This window comes from Streptomyces sp. NPDC002055 (assembly GCF_040296705.1).
Taxonomy (GTDB): Bacteria; Actinomycetota; Actinomycetes; order Streptomycetales; family Streptomycetaceae; genus Streptomyces.
Window position 1 is genome coordinate 26053 of sequence record NZ_JBEOXS010000049.1, and the last position, 19341, is coordinate 45393.

15 protein-coding genes are annotated in these 19341 nt (G+C 72.1%); 7 read left to right on the plus strand and 8 right to left on the minus strand.

Annotation, left to right across the window (positions count from 1 at the left end; all coding sequences use genetic code 11):
• Nucleotides 1-95: 95 nt before the first annotated feature.
• The gene (locus ABT112_RS25920) at nucleotides 96-1145 is read left to right on the plus strand and encodes an LLM class F420-dependent oxidoreductase (RefSeq protein WP_351513467.1); all 1050 of its coding nucleotides are present in this window, start codon (nucleotides 96-98) and stop codon (nucleotides 1143-1145) included.
• 66 nt (nucleotides 1146-1211) lie between these two features.
• Here ABT112_RS25920 and ABT112_RS25925 read toward each other — a convergent pair whose 3' ends face one another.
• Entirely contained in the window at nucleotides 1212-1835 is a 624-nt protein-coding gene (locus tag ABT112_RS25925; RefSeq protein WP_351513469.1) for a hypothetical protein, read from the minus strand.
• 341 nt (nucleotides 1836-2176) lie between these two features.
• Between ABT112_RS25925 and ABT112_RS25930 the strand changes: the two genes are divergently transcribed.
• Nucleotides 2177-2965 (plus strand): ferritin-like domain-containing protein, encoded by a 789-nt coding sequence (locus ABT112_RS25930; RefSeq protein WP_351513471.1) that lies wholly within the window; start codon nucleotides 2177-2179, stop codon nucleotides 2963-2965.
• 115 nt (nucleotides 2966-3080) lie between these two features.
• On the opposite strand, the gene corA is transcribed toward ABT112_RS25930, so the two are convergent.
• Entirely contained in the window at nucleotides 3081-4073 is a 993-nt protein-coding gene (gene corA, locus ABT112_RS25935) for a magnesium/cobalt transporter CorA (protein WP_351513507.1), read from the minus strand.
• A 94-nt stretch (nucleotides 4074-4167) separates the two neighbouring features.
• Between corA and ABT112_RS25940 the strand changes: the two genes are divergently transcribed.
• The 4 genes from ABT112_RS25940 to mshC all read left to right on the plus strand — a co-directional run bounded on the left by ABT112_RS25940 (nucleotide 4168) and on the right by mshC (nucleotide 7823).
• On the plus strand, nucleotides 4168-4869 hold the full coding sequence (locus tag ABT112_RS25940) for a histidine phosphatase family protein (RefSeq protein WP_351513473.1): 702 nt from the start codon (nucleotides 4168-4170) through the stop codon (nucleotides 4867-4869).
• 91 nt (nucleotides 4870-4960) lie between these two features.
• Complete coding sequence (locus tag ABT112_RS25945; protein WP_351513475.1) at nucleotides 4961-5554, plus strand: DUF3090 domain-containing protein; 594 nt, start codon at nucleotides 4961-4963, stop codon at nucleotides 5552-5554.
• Nucleotides 5515-6396, plus strand: a complete 882-nt coding sequence (locus ABT112_RS25950) for an SCO1664 family protein (protein WP_351513477.1) — start codon at nucleotides 5515-5517, stop codon at nucleotides 6394-6396. Before ABT112_RS25945 ends, ABT112_RS25950 begins: the two co-directional genes overlap by 40 nt.
• 197 nt (nucleotides 6397-6593) lie before the next feature.
• The gene (mshC, locus tag ABT112_RS25955) at nucleotides 6594-7823 is read left to right on the plus strand and encodes a cysteine--1-D-myo-inosityl 2-amino-2-deoxy-alpha-D-glucopyranoside ligase (protein WP_351513479.1); all 1230 of its coding nucleotides are present in this window, start codon (nucleotides 6594-6596) and stop codon (nucleotides 7821-7823) included.
• Between the two features lie 295 nt (nucleotides 7824-8118).
• On the opposite strand, the gene ABT112_RS25960 is transcribed toward mshC, so the two are convergent.
• The 6 genes from ABT112_RS25960 to ABT112_RS25985 all read right to left on the minus strand — a co-directional run bounded on the left by ABT112_RS25960 (nucleotide 8119) and on the right by ABT112_RS25985 (nucleotide 15409).
• Complete coding sequence (locus ABT112_RS25960; RefSeq protein ID WP_351513481.1) at nucleotides 8119-9231, minus strand: PAC2 family protein; 1113 nt, start codon at nucleotides 9229-9231, stop codon at nucleotides 8119-8121.
• A gap of 312 nt (nucleotides 9232-9543) precedes the next feature.
• Nucleotides 9544-10212, minus strand: a complete 669-nt coding sequence (locus ABT112_RS25965; RefSeq protein WP_351513483.1) for a FadR/GntR family transcriptional regulator — start codon at nucleotides 10210-10212, stop codon at nucleotides 9544-9546.
• 213 nt (nucleotides 10213-10425) lie between these two features.
• Nucleotides 10426-12033 carry a glycerol-3-phosphate dehydrogenase/oxidase gene (locus ABT112_RS25970; protein ID WP_351513485.1) on the minus strand — a complete coding sequence of 536 codons (1608 nt, stop codon included), beginning with the start codon at nucleotides 12031-12033 and terminating at the stop codon, nucleotides 10426-10428.
• A 2-nt stretch (nucleotides 12034-12035) separates the two neighbouring features.
• A complete protein-coding gene (glpK, locus tag ABT112_RS25975; RefSeq protein WP_351513487.1) occupies nucleotides 12036-13559 on the minus strand; it encodes a glycerol kinase GlpK in 1524 nt (507 codons plus the stop codon).
• A gap of 35 nt (nucleotides 13560-13594) precedes the next feature.
• Entirely contained in the window at nucleotides 13595-14377 is a 783-nt protein-coding gene (locus tag ABT112_RS25980; protein ID WP_351513489.1) for an MIP/aquaporin family protein, read from the minus strand.
• 267 nt (nucleotides 14378-14644) lie between these two features.
• Nucleotides 14645-15409 carry an IclR family transcriptional regulator gene (locus tag ABT112_RS25985; protein ID WP_351513491.1) on the minus strand — a complete coding sequence of 255 codons (765 nt, stop codon included), beginning with the start codon at nucleotides 15407-15409 and terminating at the stop codon, nucleotides 14645-14647.
• Between the two features lie 241 nt (nucleotides 15410-15650).
• Between ABT112_RS25985 and metH the strand changes: the two genes are divergently transcribed.
• Nucleotides 15651-19157: a methionine synthase gene (gene metH / locus ABT112_RS25990; protein WP_351513492.1), complete on the plus strand. Its 3507-nt coding sequence runs from the start codon at nucleotides 15651-15653 to the stop codon at nucleotides 19155-19157.
• The last annotated feature ends 184 nt before the right edge of the window (nucleotides 19158-19341 follow it).

The following is a 19341-nucleotide window of genomic DNA, read 5'->3' on the forward strand; positions in this document are numbered from 1 at the left end:
GCGGCGGCCTGTGGACAACCCGGCCCTGACGGATCCGGCCACCGCACGCTAGAGTCCCCCGAACAGCGACGTTACTGATGGGTAAGGAGAGCGGCATGCGGCTCGGGATCAACCTCGGTTACTGGGGTGCCGGAATGGACGCGGACAACCTCGCGGTCGCCCGTGAGGCCGACAAGCTGGGCTATTCCGTCTGCTGGGCGGCGGAGGCATACGGCTCCGACGCCCCCACCGTGCTCTCCTGGGTCGCGGCCCAGACCGAGCGCATCGACGTCGGCTCGGCCATCTTCCAGATCCCGGCCCGGACCCCCGCCATGACGGCGATGACGGCCGCCACGCTCGACTCCCTGTCCGGTGGCCGCTTCCGCCTCGGCCTGGGCGTGTCCGGCCCCCAGGTGTCCGAGGGCTGGTACGGCGTCAAGTTCGACAAGCCCCTCGCGCGCACCCGCGAGTACGTCGAGATCGTCCGCAAGGCGATGTCCCGCGAGCGGCTGACCCACGAGGGCGAGCACTGGACCCTGCCGCTGCCCGGCGGCCCCGGCAAGCCCATCAAGCTGACGGTGCACCCGGTCCGCGACGAGATCCCGCTCTACATCGCCGCCATCGGCCCGAAGAACCTGGAGCAGACCGGCGAGATCGCCGACGGCGCGCTGGTCATCTTCTTCGCCCCCGAGCACGCCGAGGAGACCACGCTCGGCTCGCTGCGGGCCGGCCGGGAGAAGGCCGGGAAGACCATGGACGGCTTCGACGTGGTGCCCACCGTCCCGCTGGCCCTCGGGGACGACGTCCAGGCCCTCGCCGACCAGTTCCGCCCGTACACCGCGCTGTACGTCGGCGGCATGGGCAGCGCCAAGCAGAACTTCTACAACAAGCTCGCCGGGCGCATGGGTTACGAGAAGGAAGCCGCCGAGATCCAGGAGAAGTACCTCTCCGGCGACAAGCAGGGCGCGGCGGCGGCCGTTCCGCACCAGCTGATCGACTCCACCACGCTGCTCGGCTCGGTGGACCGCATCGCCGAGCGCATGCAGGCGTACGCCGCCGCGGGGGTCACCACGCTCTCCCTCGCCCCGGCGGGCTTCACCCTCGACGAGCGCCTCACCTCGCTGCGCGCCGGCGTCGAGGCCCTGGAGCGCGCGGGTCTCGCCTGACCCCACGCGCCGCACCGCCGGACAGCCGGCACCGGTGCACGGCACGGGGCGGCGGGGGACGGGACGTCAGCCCGGAACCAGCCGCCCCAGCAGCCGCCCGAAGGCGATCAGCCGGGCGATCTGCCCCGGCCCGCCGTCGTCCAGGGACTTGCTGAACCGGAACGCCTCCGGACGGATCCGGGCGGCCGTCACCGGTGCCTCCGGGTCGCTCCCCGGCAGCTGGTTCAGCTCGTGCGGCATGCCCGTCGCCAGGACGAGATGCACGCCCCGGTCGATCCGGCGGCCCGCCGCGTCCCGTCCCACCAGCGTGCGCATCCCCACATGGCGGATCGAGGCGAGCGGCAGCACCTGCACGGACGAGTCCAGCACGGTGCCGCCCGGGTCGGTGCCGTCCGCCAGCTCCTCGCTGTGCCACAGCACGAGCCGCCGTCCGTCGCAGACCGCGGCCTCCTGCCACACCGACGCGCCCGCCTCGGTCAGGTCCACCACCCGCTCCAGGGTGAATCCCCGCACCCGGTGCCGCCCGAGCACCCCGGTGATGGCCTCCAGCGCGACCTCCGCGTGCAGGAAATAGGCGCGCGCGGCGTCGTCCAGACGCTCGTGGGGAGACCAGTCGGATCCCGCCGGCCCCAGCCGACGGGGCGTCGGACGGCTCCGTGCTGCCCTGCTGAACTTGCCCACCCGTCTCACAACCCCCTCCAGGCACAGGCTCGGAAATAACCCTACCCAGGGGCACCGACGGGATCGGCCGAGAGGTTCCGCGGCCGTGGTGGGGGCTCGGGGGTCGACCCCGCCACGGCCGTCCCCCAGCACAACGCGTCCGCCTCCCGCGGGTTACGCCCGTCACGGCCCCCAATGCCCCCGGAATTCCGACGTCGGAGCCCGGGGGCCCGGACGGACGGACCCGGGAGTGGGACGGACGCCGCCGGCCGGCTCCTCCGTTCGGCGGTGTTTCCCCGTGCCCCTGTTGCCGACCCCCTTCGACCGCATTTGACTCTTTCTGGGCGGACGCGCGTACGGAGGTGGCAGTGGTGCTCTCGGCCAGAGGTCTGTTCCAGGAGATCTTCGACAACGACGCGTCGTTCCGGTTGTTCTGCTCCATCGCGGCCAGCGGCGAGGCGCAGGGAGGCTGGGAGAACGCCCGGATCGCCGCCCTCGTCCCGGAGTCCCAGCGCGGACTGAGCCCCAAGATCGTCCGGCACGGCGCCGACGAGGACAAGCACGGCCGGATCTTCAACGCCCTGCTCCGCAAGCGGGGCCTGGACCCGGTCGACGTCCCCGGCGACACCGACTACACCATGCTCCTGGAGGTGCGGGGGATCGGGCTCGCCCACGAGAAGCTCCGCGCCGACCAGCCGCTCTCCGAGCGGGACATCGTCGCCTACCTCGCCCACAGCAGGGTCACCGAACAGCGCGCCTCCGAGCAGATGCAGCTGCTGCGCAAGCACTTCGCCGACCACCCGGACATCGGCAAGGCGGTCCGGATGATCTCCCAGGACGAGGACAACCACCTCGCCTACTGCCACGAGGAGCTGCTGCGCCTCGCGGCCGCGGGGCACGGCCGGACGATCCAGCGGATCCTCCGGGAGAGCGCGCTCGCCGAGATCAAGGTGTACCGCGACGTCAGCCTCGCCGTGATGGACCACATGGGACGGATCCTGGGCTGGTCCCGGGCCAGGTCCGCGGCGCTCGCGGCCGGCATCCACGCCGTCTACCTCTACGAGCGGCTGGGCGGCTGGCACCGGATGGTCAGCCTCCGGATGCCCGAGCGCCGGGACGCCCTCAGCGGACCGGCTTCGGCCGCCCCCGAATTCGCCTGACCGGCCCCCGCAGGCTGTTCGGCCCCACCGGAGAAACGGCCCGCGGTGGAGAACGCCCCGCCGCGCCGCCCGGGTCCGCCGCGCTTCCGGTCCGGGCGCGGTCACCGGCCGGCGGTCACAGCCAGCCCCGCCGCTTGAACGTGCGGTACAGCCACATCACCGCGCCCGCCATCACGGCCAGCACCGCCGGGTAGCCCCAGACCGACTCCAGCTCCGGCATGTACTTGAAGTTCATGCCGTACACCCCGGCGATCATCGTCGGCACCGCGGCCATCGCCGCCCACGCCGAGATCTTCCGCATGTCGTTGTTCTGCCGGACGCCCATCTGCGCCAGATGCGCGCCCAGGATGTCGGAGAGCAGCCGGTCGAACCCCTCGACGTACTCGTTCGCCCGGGTCAGGTGGTCGCTCACATCGCGGAAGAACGGCTGGGAGTGCTCGTGCACGAACGGCACGCCCGCCCCCGCCAGCCGGCTCATGGGCTCGGCGAGCGGCCCGGTGGCCCGGCGGAACTCGACGACCTGCCGCTTGAACGAGTAGATCCGCGCCGCGGTGGGCCGGGTGTCCCGGCCGACCGGGGCGAACACCTCCGACTCCAGCTCCTCCAGGTCCACCTGGAGCTCCGTCGCCACATCCAGATAGTGGTCCACCACGGCGTCGCTCACCGCGTACATCACCGCCGTCGGGCCGTGCTTGAGTAGCTCCGGAGTCTCCTCCAGACGCCGCCGCACCTCGGCGAGCGGGGCGCCCTCCCCGTGCCGGACCGTCACCACGAACGAGTCGCCGACGAAGACCATCAGCTCGCCCGTGGTGACCGTGTCGACCGAGTCGTCGTACAGCACCGGCTTGAGGACCAGGAAGAGGGAGTCGTCGTAGACCTCCAGCTTCGGCCGCTGGTGGGCGGAGAGGGCGTCCTCCACGGCCAGCGGGTGCAGCCCGAACTCGCTGGTCACGAGGTCGAACTCCTTCTCCGTCGGCTCGTGCAGCCCGATCCACAGGAAGGCGTTCCCGGTGGCGCGGGCCTCGTCGAGCGCGTCGGAGAAGTCGGCGGGGCCCTCGGTGCGGCGCCCGTCGCGGTAGATGGCACAGTCCACGATCACGTCGGCCATTCTCCCCTCTGCTGCTGCGGGCATTCACCGGTGGCCACCGTACGCACCCGGGGAAGCCGGGCCGCGGCTTGCTCGGACCCGTAGGGTGGCGTACATGCCCACGCTGATCCTTGTCCGGCACGGCCGCTCGACCGCCAACACCGCCAAGGTGCTCGCGGGGTGGACCCCCGGTGTCGCCCTCGACGAGCTCGGTGCCGCGCAGGCCGCCGCGCTGCCCGGGCGGCTGGCCGGGCTGCCGCTCGCCGCCGCCGTCACCAGCCCGCTCCAGCGCTGCCGCGAGACGCTGGCCCCGCTGCTCGCCGCCCGGCCCGGCCTGCCGCTGCACACCGACGACCGGATCGGCGAGTGCCACTACGGCGACTGGACCGGCCGCAAGCTCGCGGAGCTGGCGGACGAGCCGCTGTGGACCACCGTCCAGCGGCACCCCTCCGCCGCCGAGTTCCCGGGGCCGGAGGGCGAGTCCGTCCGGGCCATGCAGGCCCGCGCGGTCGACGCCGTCCGGGACTGGAACGCCCGGATCGAGGCGGCCCACGGCGCCGACGCGGTGTACGCGATGTGCTCGCACGGCGACATCATCAAGTCCCTCGTGGCCGACGCCCTGGGCCTGCACTTGGACCACTTCCAGCGCATCTCCGTCGAGCCCTGCTCGGTCACCGCGATCCGCTACACCCCGCTGCGCCCGTTCGTGCTGCGGCTCGGGGACACCGGCAACTTCCGCGGACTGGTCCCCGAGGAGGCCGGCTCCGCGGGCGACGACGGCGACGCAGCCGTGGGCGGTGCCGCGGGAGCAGCGTGATCGCTGTGCGCAGTAGGGTGGACGGGCCGCGGCCCGGGCACCCGACCAGGCGGGCTTTCCCCTTCCGACCCCCGATTCCAAGGAGCAGGACGTGTCCCGTCAGGTGTTCCTCTACGACCCTCCGGACCGCTTTGTCGCCGGTACGGTCGGGCTGCCTGGCCGCCGGACCTTCTTCCTCCAGGCGACCGCGGCCGGGCGGACGACCAGCGTCGCTCTCGAGAAGACACAGGTGGCGGCGCTCGCCGAGCGGATCGACGAGCTGCTGGACGAGGTGGTGCGCCGCACCGGCGGCAACGCCCCGGTGCCGGCCATGGCACCGACCGACCTCTCCGACACCGCGCCGCTGGACGCCCCCATCGAGGAGGAGTTCCGGGTCGGCACCATGGCGCTGGCCTGGGACGGCGAGGAACAGCGCATGATCGTCGAGGCCCAGGCGCTGGTCGAGCTCGAGGCCGAGACCGACGAGGACCTGGCCGAGGCCGAGGAGCGGCTCCTCCAGGACGAGGAGAACGGCCCGCCGATGCTGCGGGTGCGGATCACCGGGGAGATGGCCCGGGCGTTCGCCAAGCGGGCGCTCGAGGTGGTCAACGCCGGCCGCCCGCCGTGCCCGCTGTGCAGCCTGCCACTCGACCCGGAAGGACACGTATGTCCGCGCCAGAACGGATACCGCCGCGGGGAGGAGTGACCGGCTCCTGCGCCGAGGCCGACGGCAGCGGTGCGGAGCGGGCCGGGGCGGACGCCGCGGCGGCGCTCGACCTGCTGGCGCACGGTGAGCTCACGGTCCGCGGCCGGGTCCGGGAGGCGTCGAACGCGGTGCTCCTGTGCACCGTGGAACACGACGGCCGGCGGGCCGACTGCGTCTACAAGCCGGTCGCCGGGGAGCGCCCGCTGTGGGACTTCCCCGACGGCAACCTCGCCCGGCGCGAGGCGGCGGCCTACGAGCTCTCCCGGGCCACCGGATGGGACCTGGTACCGCCCACCGTGCTGCGGGACGGCCCCTACGGCGAGGGGATGTGCCAGCTCTGGGTCGAGTCCGACCCCGAGGCCGAGCTGCTGGCCCTCGTCGAGGACGAGGAGCCCGGACCCGGCTGGAAGGGCATCTGCTTCGCCGAGGTCGGGGAGGGCCGCACGGCGCTCCTGGTGCACGCCGACGACCCGCGGCTGCGCCGGCTGGCCGTCCTCGACGCGGTCATCAACAACGGCGACCGCAAGGGCGGCCACCTGCTGAGCACACCCGGCGGCGAGCTCTACGCGATCGATCACGGCGTGACCTTCAACGCCGAGGACAAGCTGCGGACGCTGCTCTGGGGCTGGGCCGGTGAGCCGCTCACCGGTGAGGCGCTGACGGTGCTGCGCCGGCTCGGAGCGGATCTGGCCCACGGCGGCGGCCTGGCGGGCCGCCTCGCGGAGCTGGTGACCGCGGCCGAGACCGCTGCCGTACGGGACCGGGTCGAGGCGCTGCTGCGGTCCGGACGGCATCCCGAGCCGGGCGGGCAGTGGCCGGCCATCCCCTGGCCGCCGGTCTGACCTCGCGCTTCCTCGGGACGGAGCGGTCCCGGGCGGCCCGCCCCGGGCCCGGTTCCCGCCCCGGACGGCCCCGGGGCGGGCCGCCGGGCGGCGCGGCGGGATCGGAGCAGGTGAGAGGCGTTTGCGCAAGAGGGCTGATCCGGCCAACCCCGCGGTCCGGTTCGTTGGGGGAACGTACATCCGGTTAGGCTCAAGGCATGTATGCCTGGCCCGCTTCTGAGGTTCCCGCCCTGCCCGGCAGTGGCCGCGACCTCCGGATTCACGACACAGCGACCGGGGGCCCGATCACCCTCGACCCCGGTCCCGTCGCCCGCATCTACGTTTGCGGCATCACTCCGTACGACGCCACTCACCTGGGGCACGCGGCGACCTACAACACGTTCGACCTCGTCCAGCGCGTCTGGCTGGACACGAAGCGACAGGTTCACTACGTCCAGAACGTCACCGATGTGGACGACCCCCTCCTGGAGCGGGCCGTGGCCACCGGAACGGACTGGGCCGAGCTGGCCGAGCGCGAAACCGCGCTGTTCCGCGAGGACATGACGGCGCTGCGGATGCTGCCGCCGCGCGAGTACATCGGCGCCGTCGAGGCCATACCCGGCATCGTGCCGCTCGTGGAGCGGCTCCGCGACATGGGGGCGGCCTACGAGCTCGACGGGGACGTCTACTTCTCCGTGGAGTCCGACCCCGCCTTCGGCTCGGTCTCCGGTCTGGACGCCGAGGCGATGCGGCTGCTGTCCGCCGAGCGCGGTGGCGACCCGGAGCGGCCGGGCAAGAAGAGCCCGCTGGACCCGATGCTGTGGATGGCCGCCCGGGAGGGCGAGCCCAGCTGGGACGGCGGCAGCCTCGGCCGGGGCCGCCCCGGCTGGCACATCGAGTGCGTCGCCATCGCGCTGGACCACCTCGGGATGGGCTTCGACGTCCAGGGCGGTGGCTCCGACCTCGCCTTCCCGCACCACGAGATGGGCGCCTCGCACGCCCAGGCGCTCACCGGCGAGCACCCCTTCGCGAAGGCCTATGTGCACGCCGGGATGGTCGCGCTGCACGGCAAGAAGATGTCCAAGTCCAAGGGCAACCTGGTCTTCGTGTCCGCGCTCCGGCGGGACGGGGTGGACCCGGCGGCGATACGGCTGGCACTGCTGGCACACCACTACCGGTCGGACTGGGAGTGGACGGACGCCGTGCTCGACGAGGCGGTCGAGCGCCTCGGCCGCTGGCGGGCCGCGGTCTCCCGGCCCGACGGGCCGTCGGCCGACGCCCTGGTCGAAGAGATCCGCGCGGCGCTCGCGGACGACCTCGACGCACCCGCGGCGCTCGCCGCCGTGGACCGCTGGGCAGCCGTTCAGCGCGCCGAGGGCGGTACCGACGAGGGGGCGCCCGGCCTGGTGTCGCGCGCCGTCGACGCCCTGCTCGGCGTCGCACTCTGACCCACCGTCCCACGGTGGCCGGGCTGTTGGGGGCGCTTCCCGTTGCGGGAGGCGCCCCCGTCGCGTTGTCGGGGAGGATCCGCAGCGGGGGAGCGCCGGTCAGGTGACCGGACTCGGTGCGCGGGAGCCGGGCGTGGGCTCGGCCTTCGGCTTCGAAGGGCCTGAGGTGCGCCGGCCCGCCGTGCTCGCCCCGGCAGGGTGAGACCGGGGCCGAGCGGGCAACCGGCCGGCAGAAGCGCAAGGGCGCAGCAGGAAGGGGCAGCGGGGCGGCGGTGAGCGGCGTGCCGCCCCCGCGCTACTCGTCTCCGGTGCCGGTCCCCGTACCCGACTCCGGACCGCCCGGGTCGGAGGCGGATTCCGGACCGGAGTCCGTCCCGGCCCCCGCGTCCGTACCGGCGTCGGGCTCCGTGCCGGTGCCGGACCCGGTGTCGTCCGCGTCGGACCGGGCCGGCTTCGACGGACGGCTCCGTCCGCCCGAGCCGTCCCGCAGGAACGGACCGCTCTCCCGGCCGTCCGCCGTGGACCCGCCCTCGGTCGCGTGCCCGCCGGGCTGTCCCGGCCCCGGCTGGCCGTCCCGCCGCCGCAGATAGCGCTCGAACTCCCGCGCGATGGCCTCCCCGGACGCCTCCGGGAGCTCGGCGGTGTCCCGCGCCTCCTCCAGCGACTGGACGTACTCGGCGACCTCGCTGTCCTCCGCGGCCAGCTGGTCCACCCCCACCTGCCACGCCCGTGCGTCCTCGGGCAGCTCACCCAGCGGGATGCGCAGTCCGAGCAGGTCCTCCAGCCGGTTGAGCAGGGCCAGGGTCGCCTTGGGGTTCGGCGGCTGGGAGACGTAGTGCGGCACCGCGGCCCAGAGGCTGACGGCCGGTACGCCCGCGTGGGTGCAGGCCTCCTGCAGAATGCCGACGATGCCGGTGGGCCCCTCGTACCGGGTCTCCTCCAGGTCCATCGTGCGGGCCAGGTCGGGGTCGGAGGTGACCCCGCTGACCGGGACCGGCCGGGTGTGCGGGGTGTCGCCGAGCAGCGCGCCCAGGATCACCACCATCTCCACGCCCAACTCATGGGCGAAGCCCAGGATTTCATTGCAGAACGAGCGCCAGCGCATGCTCGGTTCCATGCCGCGCACCAGGACCAGGTCGCGGGGCTTGGGGCCGGTGATCCGGACCACCGAGAGCCGGGTGGTGGGCCAGGTGATCTTCCTGACCCCGCCCTCCACGAAGACGTTCGGCCGGTTGACCTGGAAGTCGTAGTAGTCCTCGGCGTCCAGCGCCGCGAAGACCTCGCCCTTCCATTCCCGGTCCAGATGCGCGACCGCGGTGGAGGCGGCGTCGCCGGCGTCGTTCCAGCCTTCGAACGCGGCCACCATGACCGGGTCGATCAGCTCGGGAACCCCCTCGAGCTCGATCACCCAGCGCCTCCTTCCGACCGGGAGCGTGGTGTGGGACCGCCCCGGCTGCCATTCCTCTGCGTACCGAATACGTGCGCCCCCAGCCTACGGCGTCGGGCCGGTGGGTCCGCAGCCCCCGGCCGGAGTCGGCTGAAGATTCATCCGAGCTGTCCCGGGAGAACGCCCAGGGAACGTCCCGGGAGCCGCCTCCCCGGGGCCGATACATCGGATCTCCGAACAAGATCGGATGCACTTACGCCGAGAGCGTGCAGATCCGGCCATTGATGCGGGTGGATGGCAGGTGACGCAGGTGGATGACGGGGCACCAGGCGGTCAGTCGGCCGAGCGCAGCCACTGCTCCACACCCGCGATGTGCACCGTCGCCCAGGACCGGGCCGCTTCCGCGTCGCGGTCGCGCAGGGCGGTCAGGATCGCCCGGTGCTCGTGCAGCATGCGGCTCACGGCGTCCTCCGTCAGGGCGTACCCGGCCAGCGCCCGGGAGGCCGGGCCGGCCAGTCCGTCCAGCAGGGAGCACAGCACCGCGTTGCCGCCGGCCCGCACGACGGCCCGGTGGAACTCCTCGTCCGCGGCGATCAGTTCCTCCACCGACGGGTGCGGCCCGAGCGCGTCCAGCCGGTCGCCGAGCGCCTCGATCGTCGCGGTGTCGATCCGTGCGGCGGCCAGGGCCGTCGCCGCGGGCTCCAGCAGCCGGCGGACGGCCAGGAAGTCCGCCACGGTGTCGTCGCGGTGGAAGTCCACCACGAACGCCAGGGCCTCCAGCAGCAGTTGCGGATCGAGGCCGGTCACATAGGTGCCGTCGCCCTGCCGTACGTCGAGGACCCGCATCAGGGCGAGGGCGCGCACCGCCTCGCGCAGGGAGTTCCGGGACAGCCCCAGTTCCGCGGCGAGTTCGCTCTCCCGGGGCAGCCGGTCACCGGGGCGCAGCGCGCCCGAGACGATCATCGCCTTGATCTTCTCGATCGCCTCGTCCGTGACGGCCATCAGCGCTCCTCGTCCGGGGCCGGTACCGAGGACGGCAGACCTCCGATGTCTGCCGGGCACCCTATGCCCTGCGAGGGACGCCCCGTCCGAAGCGTGACGTCATACGGCGGGAACCGGGCCCCGTGCGGTACGGGGGCCGGTGCGGTGAGCGTACGCCGAAGGGGGAGAGGCCCCGTGGCCTCTCCCCCTTTCCGCCGTGCGGCGCGGGCGTGCTCAGGCCTTGTCGGCCAGCATCTCCTCGACCCGGGCGCGGACGTCGTCGGTGTCCAGGCCGCGGATGGTCAGCGTCGTCCGGCGGCGCAGCACGTCGTCGACGGTCTCCGCCCACTCGTGGTCCCGGGCGTAGGCGACCTGCGCCCAGATCTCCGGACCGTCCGGGTGGATGCGCTCGCCCAGCGACGGGTCCTCGTTGACCAGGCGGGCGATGTCGAAGGAGAGCGAGCCGTAATGGGTGGCGAGCTGACGGGCGGTCAGCGGGTCCATCCGGACGCCGGGCTCACGGTCGACCAGCAGCCGGTGCGCCACCGCGTTCGGGTTGGCGATGCCGGGCAGCGGAACCCGGCGGACGAGGCTGGAGACCGGCTCCATGTCCTCGTTCAGCGGGCTGCCGGGCAGCTGCGCCAGCTTGTTCATCACCGTGCGGCCGATGTGCCGGTAGGTGGTCCACTTGCCGCCCGCGACCGACAGCATCCCGCCGCGGCCCTCGGAGACCACGGTCTCCCGCTTCGCGGACTCCACGCCGCCGGGGCCGCCGGGCAGCACCCGCAGACCGGCGAACGCGTAGGTCATCAGGTCCCGGTCGAGGTGCTCGTCCTTGACCGAGAACGCCGCCTCGTCCAGGATCTGCTGGATGTCGGACTCGGTGGCGCGGACGTCCGCCGGGTCGCCCTCGTACGCCTCGTCGGTGGTGCCCAGCAGCAGCTGGTCCTCCCACGGCAGGGCGAAGGTGATGCGGTACTTGTCGATCGGGGTGGCCATCGCGGCCTTCCACGGCGCCTTGCGCTTGAGCACGATGTGCGCGCCCTTCGACAGCCGGATGCTGGGCGCGGCGCCCTTGTCCTCCATCGTGCGCAGGTGGTCCACCCAGGGGCCGGTGGCGTTGAGTACCACGCGGGCGTTCACACCGAACTCGGTGCCGTCGCGGCGGTCCTTGAGCTCGGCGCCGCTGACGCGGCCGTGGGTGAAGCGGAGCCCGGTGACCTCGGCGTGGTTGAGCACCACGGCACCGGACTCGGCGGCCGCGCGGACGGTCATGACGGCCACCCGCGAGTCGTTCATCTGGTGGTCGTAGTAGACCGCGACGGCCTTCAGGTTGTCCGTGCGCAGGCCCGGGTTCCCGGCGACGGCCTTGGCCGGGGATATGACCTTGCCGACGCCGTCGCCGAAGGCGGACAGCGCGGAGTAGGCGAACACACCGGCGCCCAGCTTGGCGGCGCCGACCGGGCCGCCCTTGTAGACCGGCAGGTAGAAGGTGAGCGGGTTGACCAGGTGCGGGGCCACGTCCTTGGCCAGCACGCGCCGCTCGTGGTGGTTCTCCGCCACCAGCTTGACCGCGCCGGTCTGCAGGTAGCGCAGGCCGCCGTGGACGAGCTTGGAGGAGGCGGAGGAGGTGGCGCCGGCGAAGTCGCCGGCGTCCACCATTGCCACCCGCAGCCCGGACTGCGCGGCGTGCCAGGCCACCGAGGTGCCCAGAATGCCGCCGCCGATCACCAGGAGGTCGTACGTGGCCTTCGAGAGCCGTTCCCGGGTCTCGGCGCGGCTCGGGGTCGAACCGGCAGCCGGGTGCGTCCCGAGAGTCGGGACGCTCTGCAGGGTGCTCATGATTACTCCTCGTCTTCGATCCAGCCCATGGTCCGCTCGACGGCCTTGAGCCAGCTCTTGTACTCGCGGTCGCGAACGGCCGCGTCCATCCGGGGGGTCCATTCCGCCGCCCGCCGCCAGTTGGCGCGCAGGGCGTCGGTGTCGGGCCAGAAGCCGACGGCCAGACCGGCGGCGTAGGCCGCGCCGAGGCAGGTGGTCTCGGCGACCATCGGGCGCACCACGGGCGCGTCCAGGAAGTCCGAGAGCGTCTGCATCAGCAGGTTGTTGGAGGTCATGCCGCCGTCGACCTTGAGCGCGCTGAGCTCGACCTCGGAGTCCTTGCTCATCGCGTCGACGATCTCGCGGGTCTGCCAGGCGGTGGCCTCGAGCACGGCGCGCGCGATGTGCGCCTTGGTGACGTACCGGGTGAGGCCCGCGATGACACCGCGGGCGTCGGAGCGCCAGTACGGGGCGAACAGGCCGGAGAAGGCCGGCACGAAGTACGCGCCGCCGTTGTCCTCGACCGAGCTCGCCAGGGTCTCGATCTCCGCGGCGCTGTTGATCAGGCCCATCTGGTCGCGCATCCACTGCACCAGGGAGCCGGTGACGGCGATGGAGCCCTCGAGCGCGTACACCACGGGCTCGTCGCCGATCTGGTACCCGACGGTGGTCAGCAGACCGCTGTAGGAGTTGATGGCCTTGTCGCCGGTGTTCATCAGCAGGAAGGTGCCGGTGCCGTAGGTCGACTTCGCCTCGCCCTCGGCGAAACAGGTCTGGCCGAACAGCGCGGCCTGCTGGTCACCGAGCGCGGAGGCGACCGGCACGCCCTCCAGGACGCCCTTGGCGGTGCCGTACACCTCGGCGGAGGAGCGGATCTCCGGCAGCACCGCGGCCGGGACCTCCATCGAGGTCAGGATCTTCTCGTCCCACTGCATGGTGTGCAGGTTCATCAGCATGGTGCGGGAGGCGTTGGTGACGTCCGTCACGTGCACGCCGCCCTCGGTGCCACCGGTGAGGTTCCAGATGACCCAGGAGTCCATGGTGCCGAAGAGGATGTCGCCGGCCTCCGCGCGCTCGCGCAGTCCCTCGACGTTGTCGAGCAGCCAGCGGATCTTCGGACCGGCGAAGTACGAGGCCAGCGGGAGGCCGGTCTCACGGCGGAAGCGGTCCTGGCCGACGTTGCGGCCGAGCTCCTTGCACAGGCCGTCGGTGCGGGTGTCCTGCCAGACGATGGCGTTGTACACCGGCTCGCCGGTGTTCTTGTCCCAGAGCAGCGTGGTCTCACGCTGGTTGGTGATGCCGATCGCCTTGATGTCCTCGCGGGTGATGCCCGCCTTGTCGAGGGCGCCGGCGACGACCTCCTGGACGTTGGCCCAGATCTCGGCGCCGTTGTGCTCGACCCAGCCCGGCTTCGGGAAGATCTGCTCGTGCTCCTTCTGGTCGACCGAGACGATCCGGCCGTCCTTGTCGAACACGATGCAGCGGCTGGAGGTCGTCCCCTGGTCGATCGCCGCGATGAAGGGGCCGGCGGTGTGTGCGTCGGTCACGGTTGCTCCTGTGGTCTGAAGAGTCGGGGAGGGGCTCAGAAGGCGAGCTGGAAGATGACGGCGCCGAGCGCGCCACCGATCAGCGGGCCGACGACCGGGACCCATGCGTAGCCCCAGTCCGAGCCGCCCTTGTTCGGCAGGGGCAGCAGAGCGTGCACGATACGCGGTCCGAGGTCACGGGCCGGGTTGATGGCGTAGCCCGTCGGGCCACCGAGCGAGAGGCCGATGCCGACGACGACCAGCGCGACCATCAGGGTCCCCAGACCGCTCTCGCCGAGGCCCTTCTGGAGGCCCAGGGCGAGGATCGCCAGGACCAGCACCGCGGTGCCGATGATCTCCGTCATGAGGTTCTGCACCGGGTTCCGGACTTCCGGGCCGGTGGAGAAGATACCGAGCACCGGGCCGGCCGCGGGAGCTGCGCCCTGGTCGACCATGCCCTCCTCGCCGGAGGTCTTCGAGACGATCTCCGGGTCGGTGAGGTGGGCCTGGAACTGGCCGTAGTACGCCAACCAGACCAATGTGGCACCGATCATCGCGCCGAGCATCTGACCGGCGAGGTAGAACGGCACATCGCCCCACTCGCCGCTGTTGACGGCCAGACCGACGGTGACCGCCGGGTTGAGCTGGGCCTTCGACAGGCTGGTGGAGATATAGGCGCCGGCGAGCACGGCGAAACCCCACCCGAAGGTGATGGCCAGCCAGCCGGCGTTCTGGGCCTTCGAGCGCTTCAGCGTGACGGCGGCGCAGACACCGCCGCCGAGCAGGATGAGTACGGCGGTACCTATGGTCTCGCCGATGAAGATGTCGGAGCTGGACACCCGCGACTCCTTGTCCTTCGTCCAGGGGAAGGCGGGCCACGGGGTCCCTCCCGTTGGCCCGCGCCCTCGGTGAGGGCGGTGGCCGGTCCGCAGCGAGCCCCACCATAGCGAATATTGTCGTCAGGTGTTCGACAATGCCGACCGGCGAACGGCAGTTTTCTCCACGGGTCGGACCGCGTCAATAGGGCCGGGACCTCGAACTCGTTCCGTTGTCCAAGCGTGACGCGGAGAGTGCGGCCGACCCGTGGGGCGGGCGCCGCGGCGCTGTCAAAAGCGCCCCGCCCCCAGGTCCCGGGAGACCGCGCGGGCGCAGTCCCGCACCGCGGCCACCACCTGCGGGCGGAGCTCGCCGTCCTGGCAGACCCGCTCCACGGCGCCGGTGATCCCCACCGCGCCCACCGGCATCCGGCGGCGATTGTGGATGGGGGCGGCCACCGAGGCGACGCCGTCCCAGGTCTCCTCCACATCGGCGGCCCAGCCGCGCGCCCGGGTCAGATCGAGCACTCCCTCGAAGGCGGTCAGGTCGGTCACGGTCCGGCCGGTGAACGCCTTCCGGTCGCCCTCCGCCGCCTCGCTGTGCGCCACCGGGTCGTACGCCGCCAGCACCTTGCCCAGGGCCGTACTGTGCAGCGGATGCATCGCCCCCACCTCGAGGACCTGCCGGCTGTCGTCCGGCCGGAAGACGTGGTGGACGATGAGGACGCCCTGCTGGTGCAGGACGCCGAGGTAGACGCTCTCGCCGCTGGACCGCGCCAGGTCGTCCGTCCACACCAGGGCCCGGGCCCGCAGCTCGTGCACGTCCAGATAGCTGTTGCCCAGCCGGAGCAGCTCCGCGCCCAGCTGGTAGCGCCCGGACGCGGGGTCCTGCTCGACGAAGCCCTCCTGCTGGAGGGTGCGCAGAATTCCGTGTGCCGTGCCCTTGGCGAGCCCCAGCGCATCGGACACCTCCGACAGGCCGAGCCGCCGTTCGCCACCGGCCAGCAGCCGCAGCATCGCAGCCGCTCGCTCGAGCGACTGGATCGTCCGCGCCATCGGGCAACCTCCTCCAACTACGGATTCGACAATGCCGAACACTATCGGCTGATGTCGACCCCGTGGTAGCGACACAGAGTCTGCCTCCGAAACCGGTCCCGCGCCCACCCCCCGGTACGTCCCGGCTGTCCGCCCGCTGGGACGCCCGAGTCGCCGACGGCCCCGAAGGTTAGGCTTGCCGCGTGCGCCGTCCCCGGACGGGCGCAAAGCCGACAGCCGTCGCATCCCAGGGAGCTGATCCATGGCCTCGAAAGCGCCATCGTCCGCCGCAGCCGACCGAGCCTCCGCACTGCGCGAGGCACTCGCCACCCGAGTGGTGGTGGCCGACGGGGCCATGGGCACGATGCTCCAGGCTCAGGAACCGACGATGGAGGACTTCGAGCAGCTCGAGGGCTGCAACGAGATCCTCAACGTCACCCGGCCGGACATTGTCCGCTCCGTTCACCAGGAGTACTTCGCGGTCGGCGTGGACTGCGTGGAGACCAACACCTTCGGTGCGAACTTCGCCGCGCTGGGGGAGTACGACATCGCCGACCGGATCTTCGAGCTGTCCGAGGCCGGTGCCCGGATCGCCCGCGAGGTCGCCGACGAGTTCTCCGTCGACGGCCGGCACCGCTGGGTGCTCGGCTCGATCGGCCCGGGGACCAAGCTCCCCACGCTGGGCCACGCCCCGTACCCCGCACTGCGCGACGCCTACCAGCAGAACGCCGAGGGTCTGATCGCGGGCGGCGCGGACGCGCTGCTGGTGGAGACCACCCAGGACCTGCTGCAGACCAAGTCCTCGGTGATCGGCGCCCGGCGGGCCCTGGAGGCGACCGGGGCCGACCTGCCGCTGCTGGTCCAGGTGACCGTCGAGACCACCGGCACCATGCTGCTGGGCTCCGAGATCGGCGCCGCGCTCACCGCGCTGGAGCCGCTCGGCATCGACATGATCGGCCTGAACTGCGCCACCGGCCCGGCCGAGATGAGCGAGCACCTGCGCTACCTCGCCCGGCACTCCCGGACCCGGGTCTCCGCCATGCCCAACGCCGGTCTGCCGGTCCTGGGCAAGAACGGTGCCCACTACCCGCTCACCCCGGAGGAGCTGGCCGACGCGCACGAGGTCTTCGTCCGCGAGTACGGCCTCTCCCTCGTCGGCGGCTGCTGCGGCACCACCCCGGAGCACCTGCGCCAGGTCGTGGAGCGGGTGCGCGACATGACGCCCACCGAGCGCCGGCCGCGGCCCGAGCCCGGCGCCGCCTCGCTCTACCAGACCGTGCCGTTCCGGCAGGACACCTCCTACCTCGCCATCGGTGAGCGGACCAACGCCAACGGCTCGAAGAAGTTCCGCGAGGCCATGCTGGAGGCCCGCTGGGACGACTGCGTGGAGATGGCCCGCGACCAGATCCGCGAGGGCGCCCACCTGCTCGACCTGTGCGTCGACTACGTGGGCCGGGACGGCGTCGCCGACATGGCCGAGATCGCCGGACGGTTCGCCACCGCCTCCACCCTGCCGATCGTGCTGGACTCCACCGAGCCCGCCGTCATCCAGGCCGGACTGGAGAAGCTCGGCGGCCGCGCCGTGATCAACTCCGTCAACTACGAGGACGGGGACGGCCCGGACTCCCGGTTCGCCAGGATCACCCGGCTGGCCGTGGAGCACGGCGCCGCGCTGATCGCGCTGACCATCGACGAGGACGGACAGGCCCGCAGCCCCGAGCACAAGGTGGCCGTCGCCGAGCGCCTCATCGAGGACCTCACCACCAACTGGGGCGTCCTCGAGTCGGACATCATCGTCGACTGTCTGACCTTCACCATCGCCACCGGCCAGGAGGAGTCCCGCAAGGACGGCATCGCCACCATCGAGGCGATCCGCGAACTCAAGCGGCGACACCCGGACGTGCAGACGACGCTCGGCCTGTCCAACATCTCCTTCGGCCTCAACCCGGCCGCCCGGATGGTGCTGAACTCCGTCTTCCTCAACGAGTGCGTCGAGGCCGGGCTGGACTCGGCCATCGTCCACGCCTCGAAGATCCTGCCCATCGCCCGGATCGAGGAGGAGCAGCGACAGGTCGCGCTCGACCTGGTGTACGACCGGCGCCGTGAGGGCTACGACCCGCTGCAGCGCTTCCTCGAACTCTTCGAGGGCGTGGACACCAAGTCGATGAAGGCGGGCAAGGCCGAGGAACTGCTCGCCCTGCCGCTGGAGGAGCGGCTGCGCCGCCGCATCATCGACGGCGAGCGCAACGGCCTGGAGGCCGACCTCGACGAGGCGCTCGGCGAGCGGCCCGCCCTGGAGATCGTCAACGACACCCTGCTGGAGGGTATGAAGGTCGTCGGCGAGCTCTTCGGCTCCGGCCAGATGCAGCTGCCGTTCGTCCTCCAGTCCGCCGAGGTGATGAAGACCGCGGTGGCCCACCTCGAGCCGCACATGGAGAAGTCGGACTCGGAGGGCAAGGGCACCATCGTGCTCGCCACCGTCCGCGGCGACGTCCACGACATCGGCAAGAACCTCGTGGACATCATCCTGTCCAACAACGGCTACAACGTCGTGAACCTCGGCATCAAGCAGCCGGTCTCCGCGATCCTGGAGGCGGCCGAGGAGCACAAGGCCGATGTGATCGGCATGTCCGGCCTGCTGGTCAAGTCCACCGTGATCATGAAGGAGAACCTGGAGGAGCTCAACCAGCGCAAGCTGGCCGCGGACTTCCCGGTCATTCTGGGCGGCGCGGCCCTGACCAGGGCGTACGTCGAGCAGGACCTCCATGAGATCTACGAGGGCGAGGTCCGGTACGCCCGGGACGCCTTCGAGGGGCTGCGTCTGATGGACGCCCTCATCGCGGTCAAGCGGGGCGTGCCCGGCGCGACCCTGCCCGAGCTCAAGCAGCGCCGCGTCCCGGCCCGTCCCGCGGCGGCCGCGGAGCTGCCCGAGGACGAGGGCACGGTGCGCTCCGACGTCGCCACCGACAACCCGGTCCCCACCCCGCCCTTCCGGGGCACCCGGGTGGTCAAGGGCATCCAGCTCGGCGACTACGCCTCGTGGCTGGACGAGGGCGCGCTGTTCAAGGGCCAGTGGGGCCTCAAGGAGGCCCGGAAGGGCGACGGCCCCAGCTACCAGGAGCTCGTGGAGAGCGAGGGGCGCCCGCGGCTGCGCGGCTGGCTGGACAAGCTGCACACCGAGAACCTGCTGGAGGCCGCGGTGGTCTACGGCTACTTCCCGTGTGTGTCCAAGGGCGACGACCTGATCCTGCTCAACGACGACGGCAGCGAGCGCACCCGCTTCTCCTTCCCGCGCCAGCGCCGCGGCCGCCGGCTCTGCCTGGCGGACTTCTTCCGCCCGGAGGAGTCCGGCGAGACCGACGTCGTGGGCCTGCAGGTGGTGACGGTGGGCTCCCGGATCGGCGAGGCCACCGCCGAGCTGTTCGCCGACAACGCCTACCGCGACTACCTGGAGCTGCACGGGCTGTCCGTGCAGCTCGCCGAGGCCCTCGCCGAGTACTGGCACGCGCGGGTCCGCGCCGAGCTGGGCTTCGCGGGCGAGGACCCGGCGGACGTGGAGGACATGTTCGCCCTGAAGTACCGGGGCGCGCGCTTCTCGCTGGGGTACGGGGCCTGCCCCGACCTGGAGGACCGGGCGAAGATCGCCGACCTGCTCCAGCCGGAGCGGATCGGCGTCCAGCTCTCCGAGGAGTTCCAGCTCCACCCGGAGCAGTCCACCGACGCCATCGTGATCCACCACCCGGAGGCGAAGTACTTCAACGCCCGCTGATCAGGGCTGACGCTCCGCACCGCCCCTCCGGGCCGGCCGCTCCGGCCGGCCCGGAGCGTGCGGAACAACGCTCGGTAACCGGGATCGTCGTACAATGGTCGGTCCGGTGAAGGCCGGTCGCCGCCCCGCCCGGGGCAGCGGCCGGCCCCTTTGTCCCTCTGGGACAGCCAGACGAGAGGAGCAC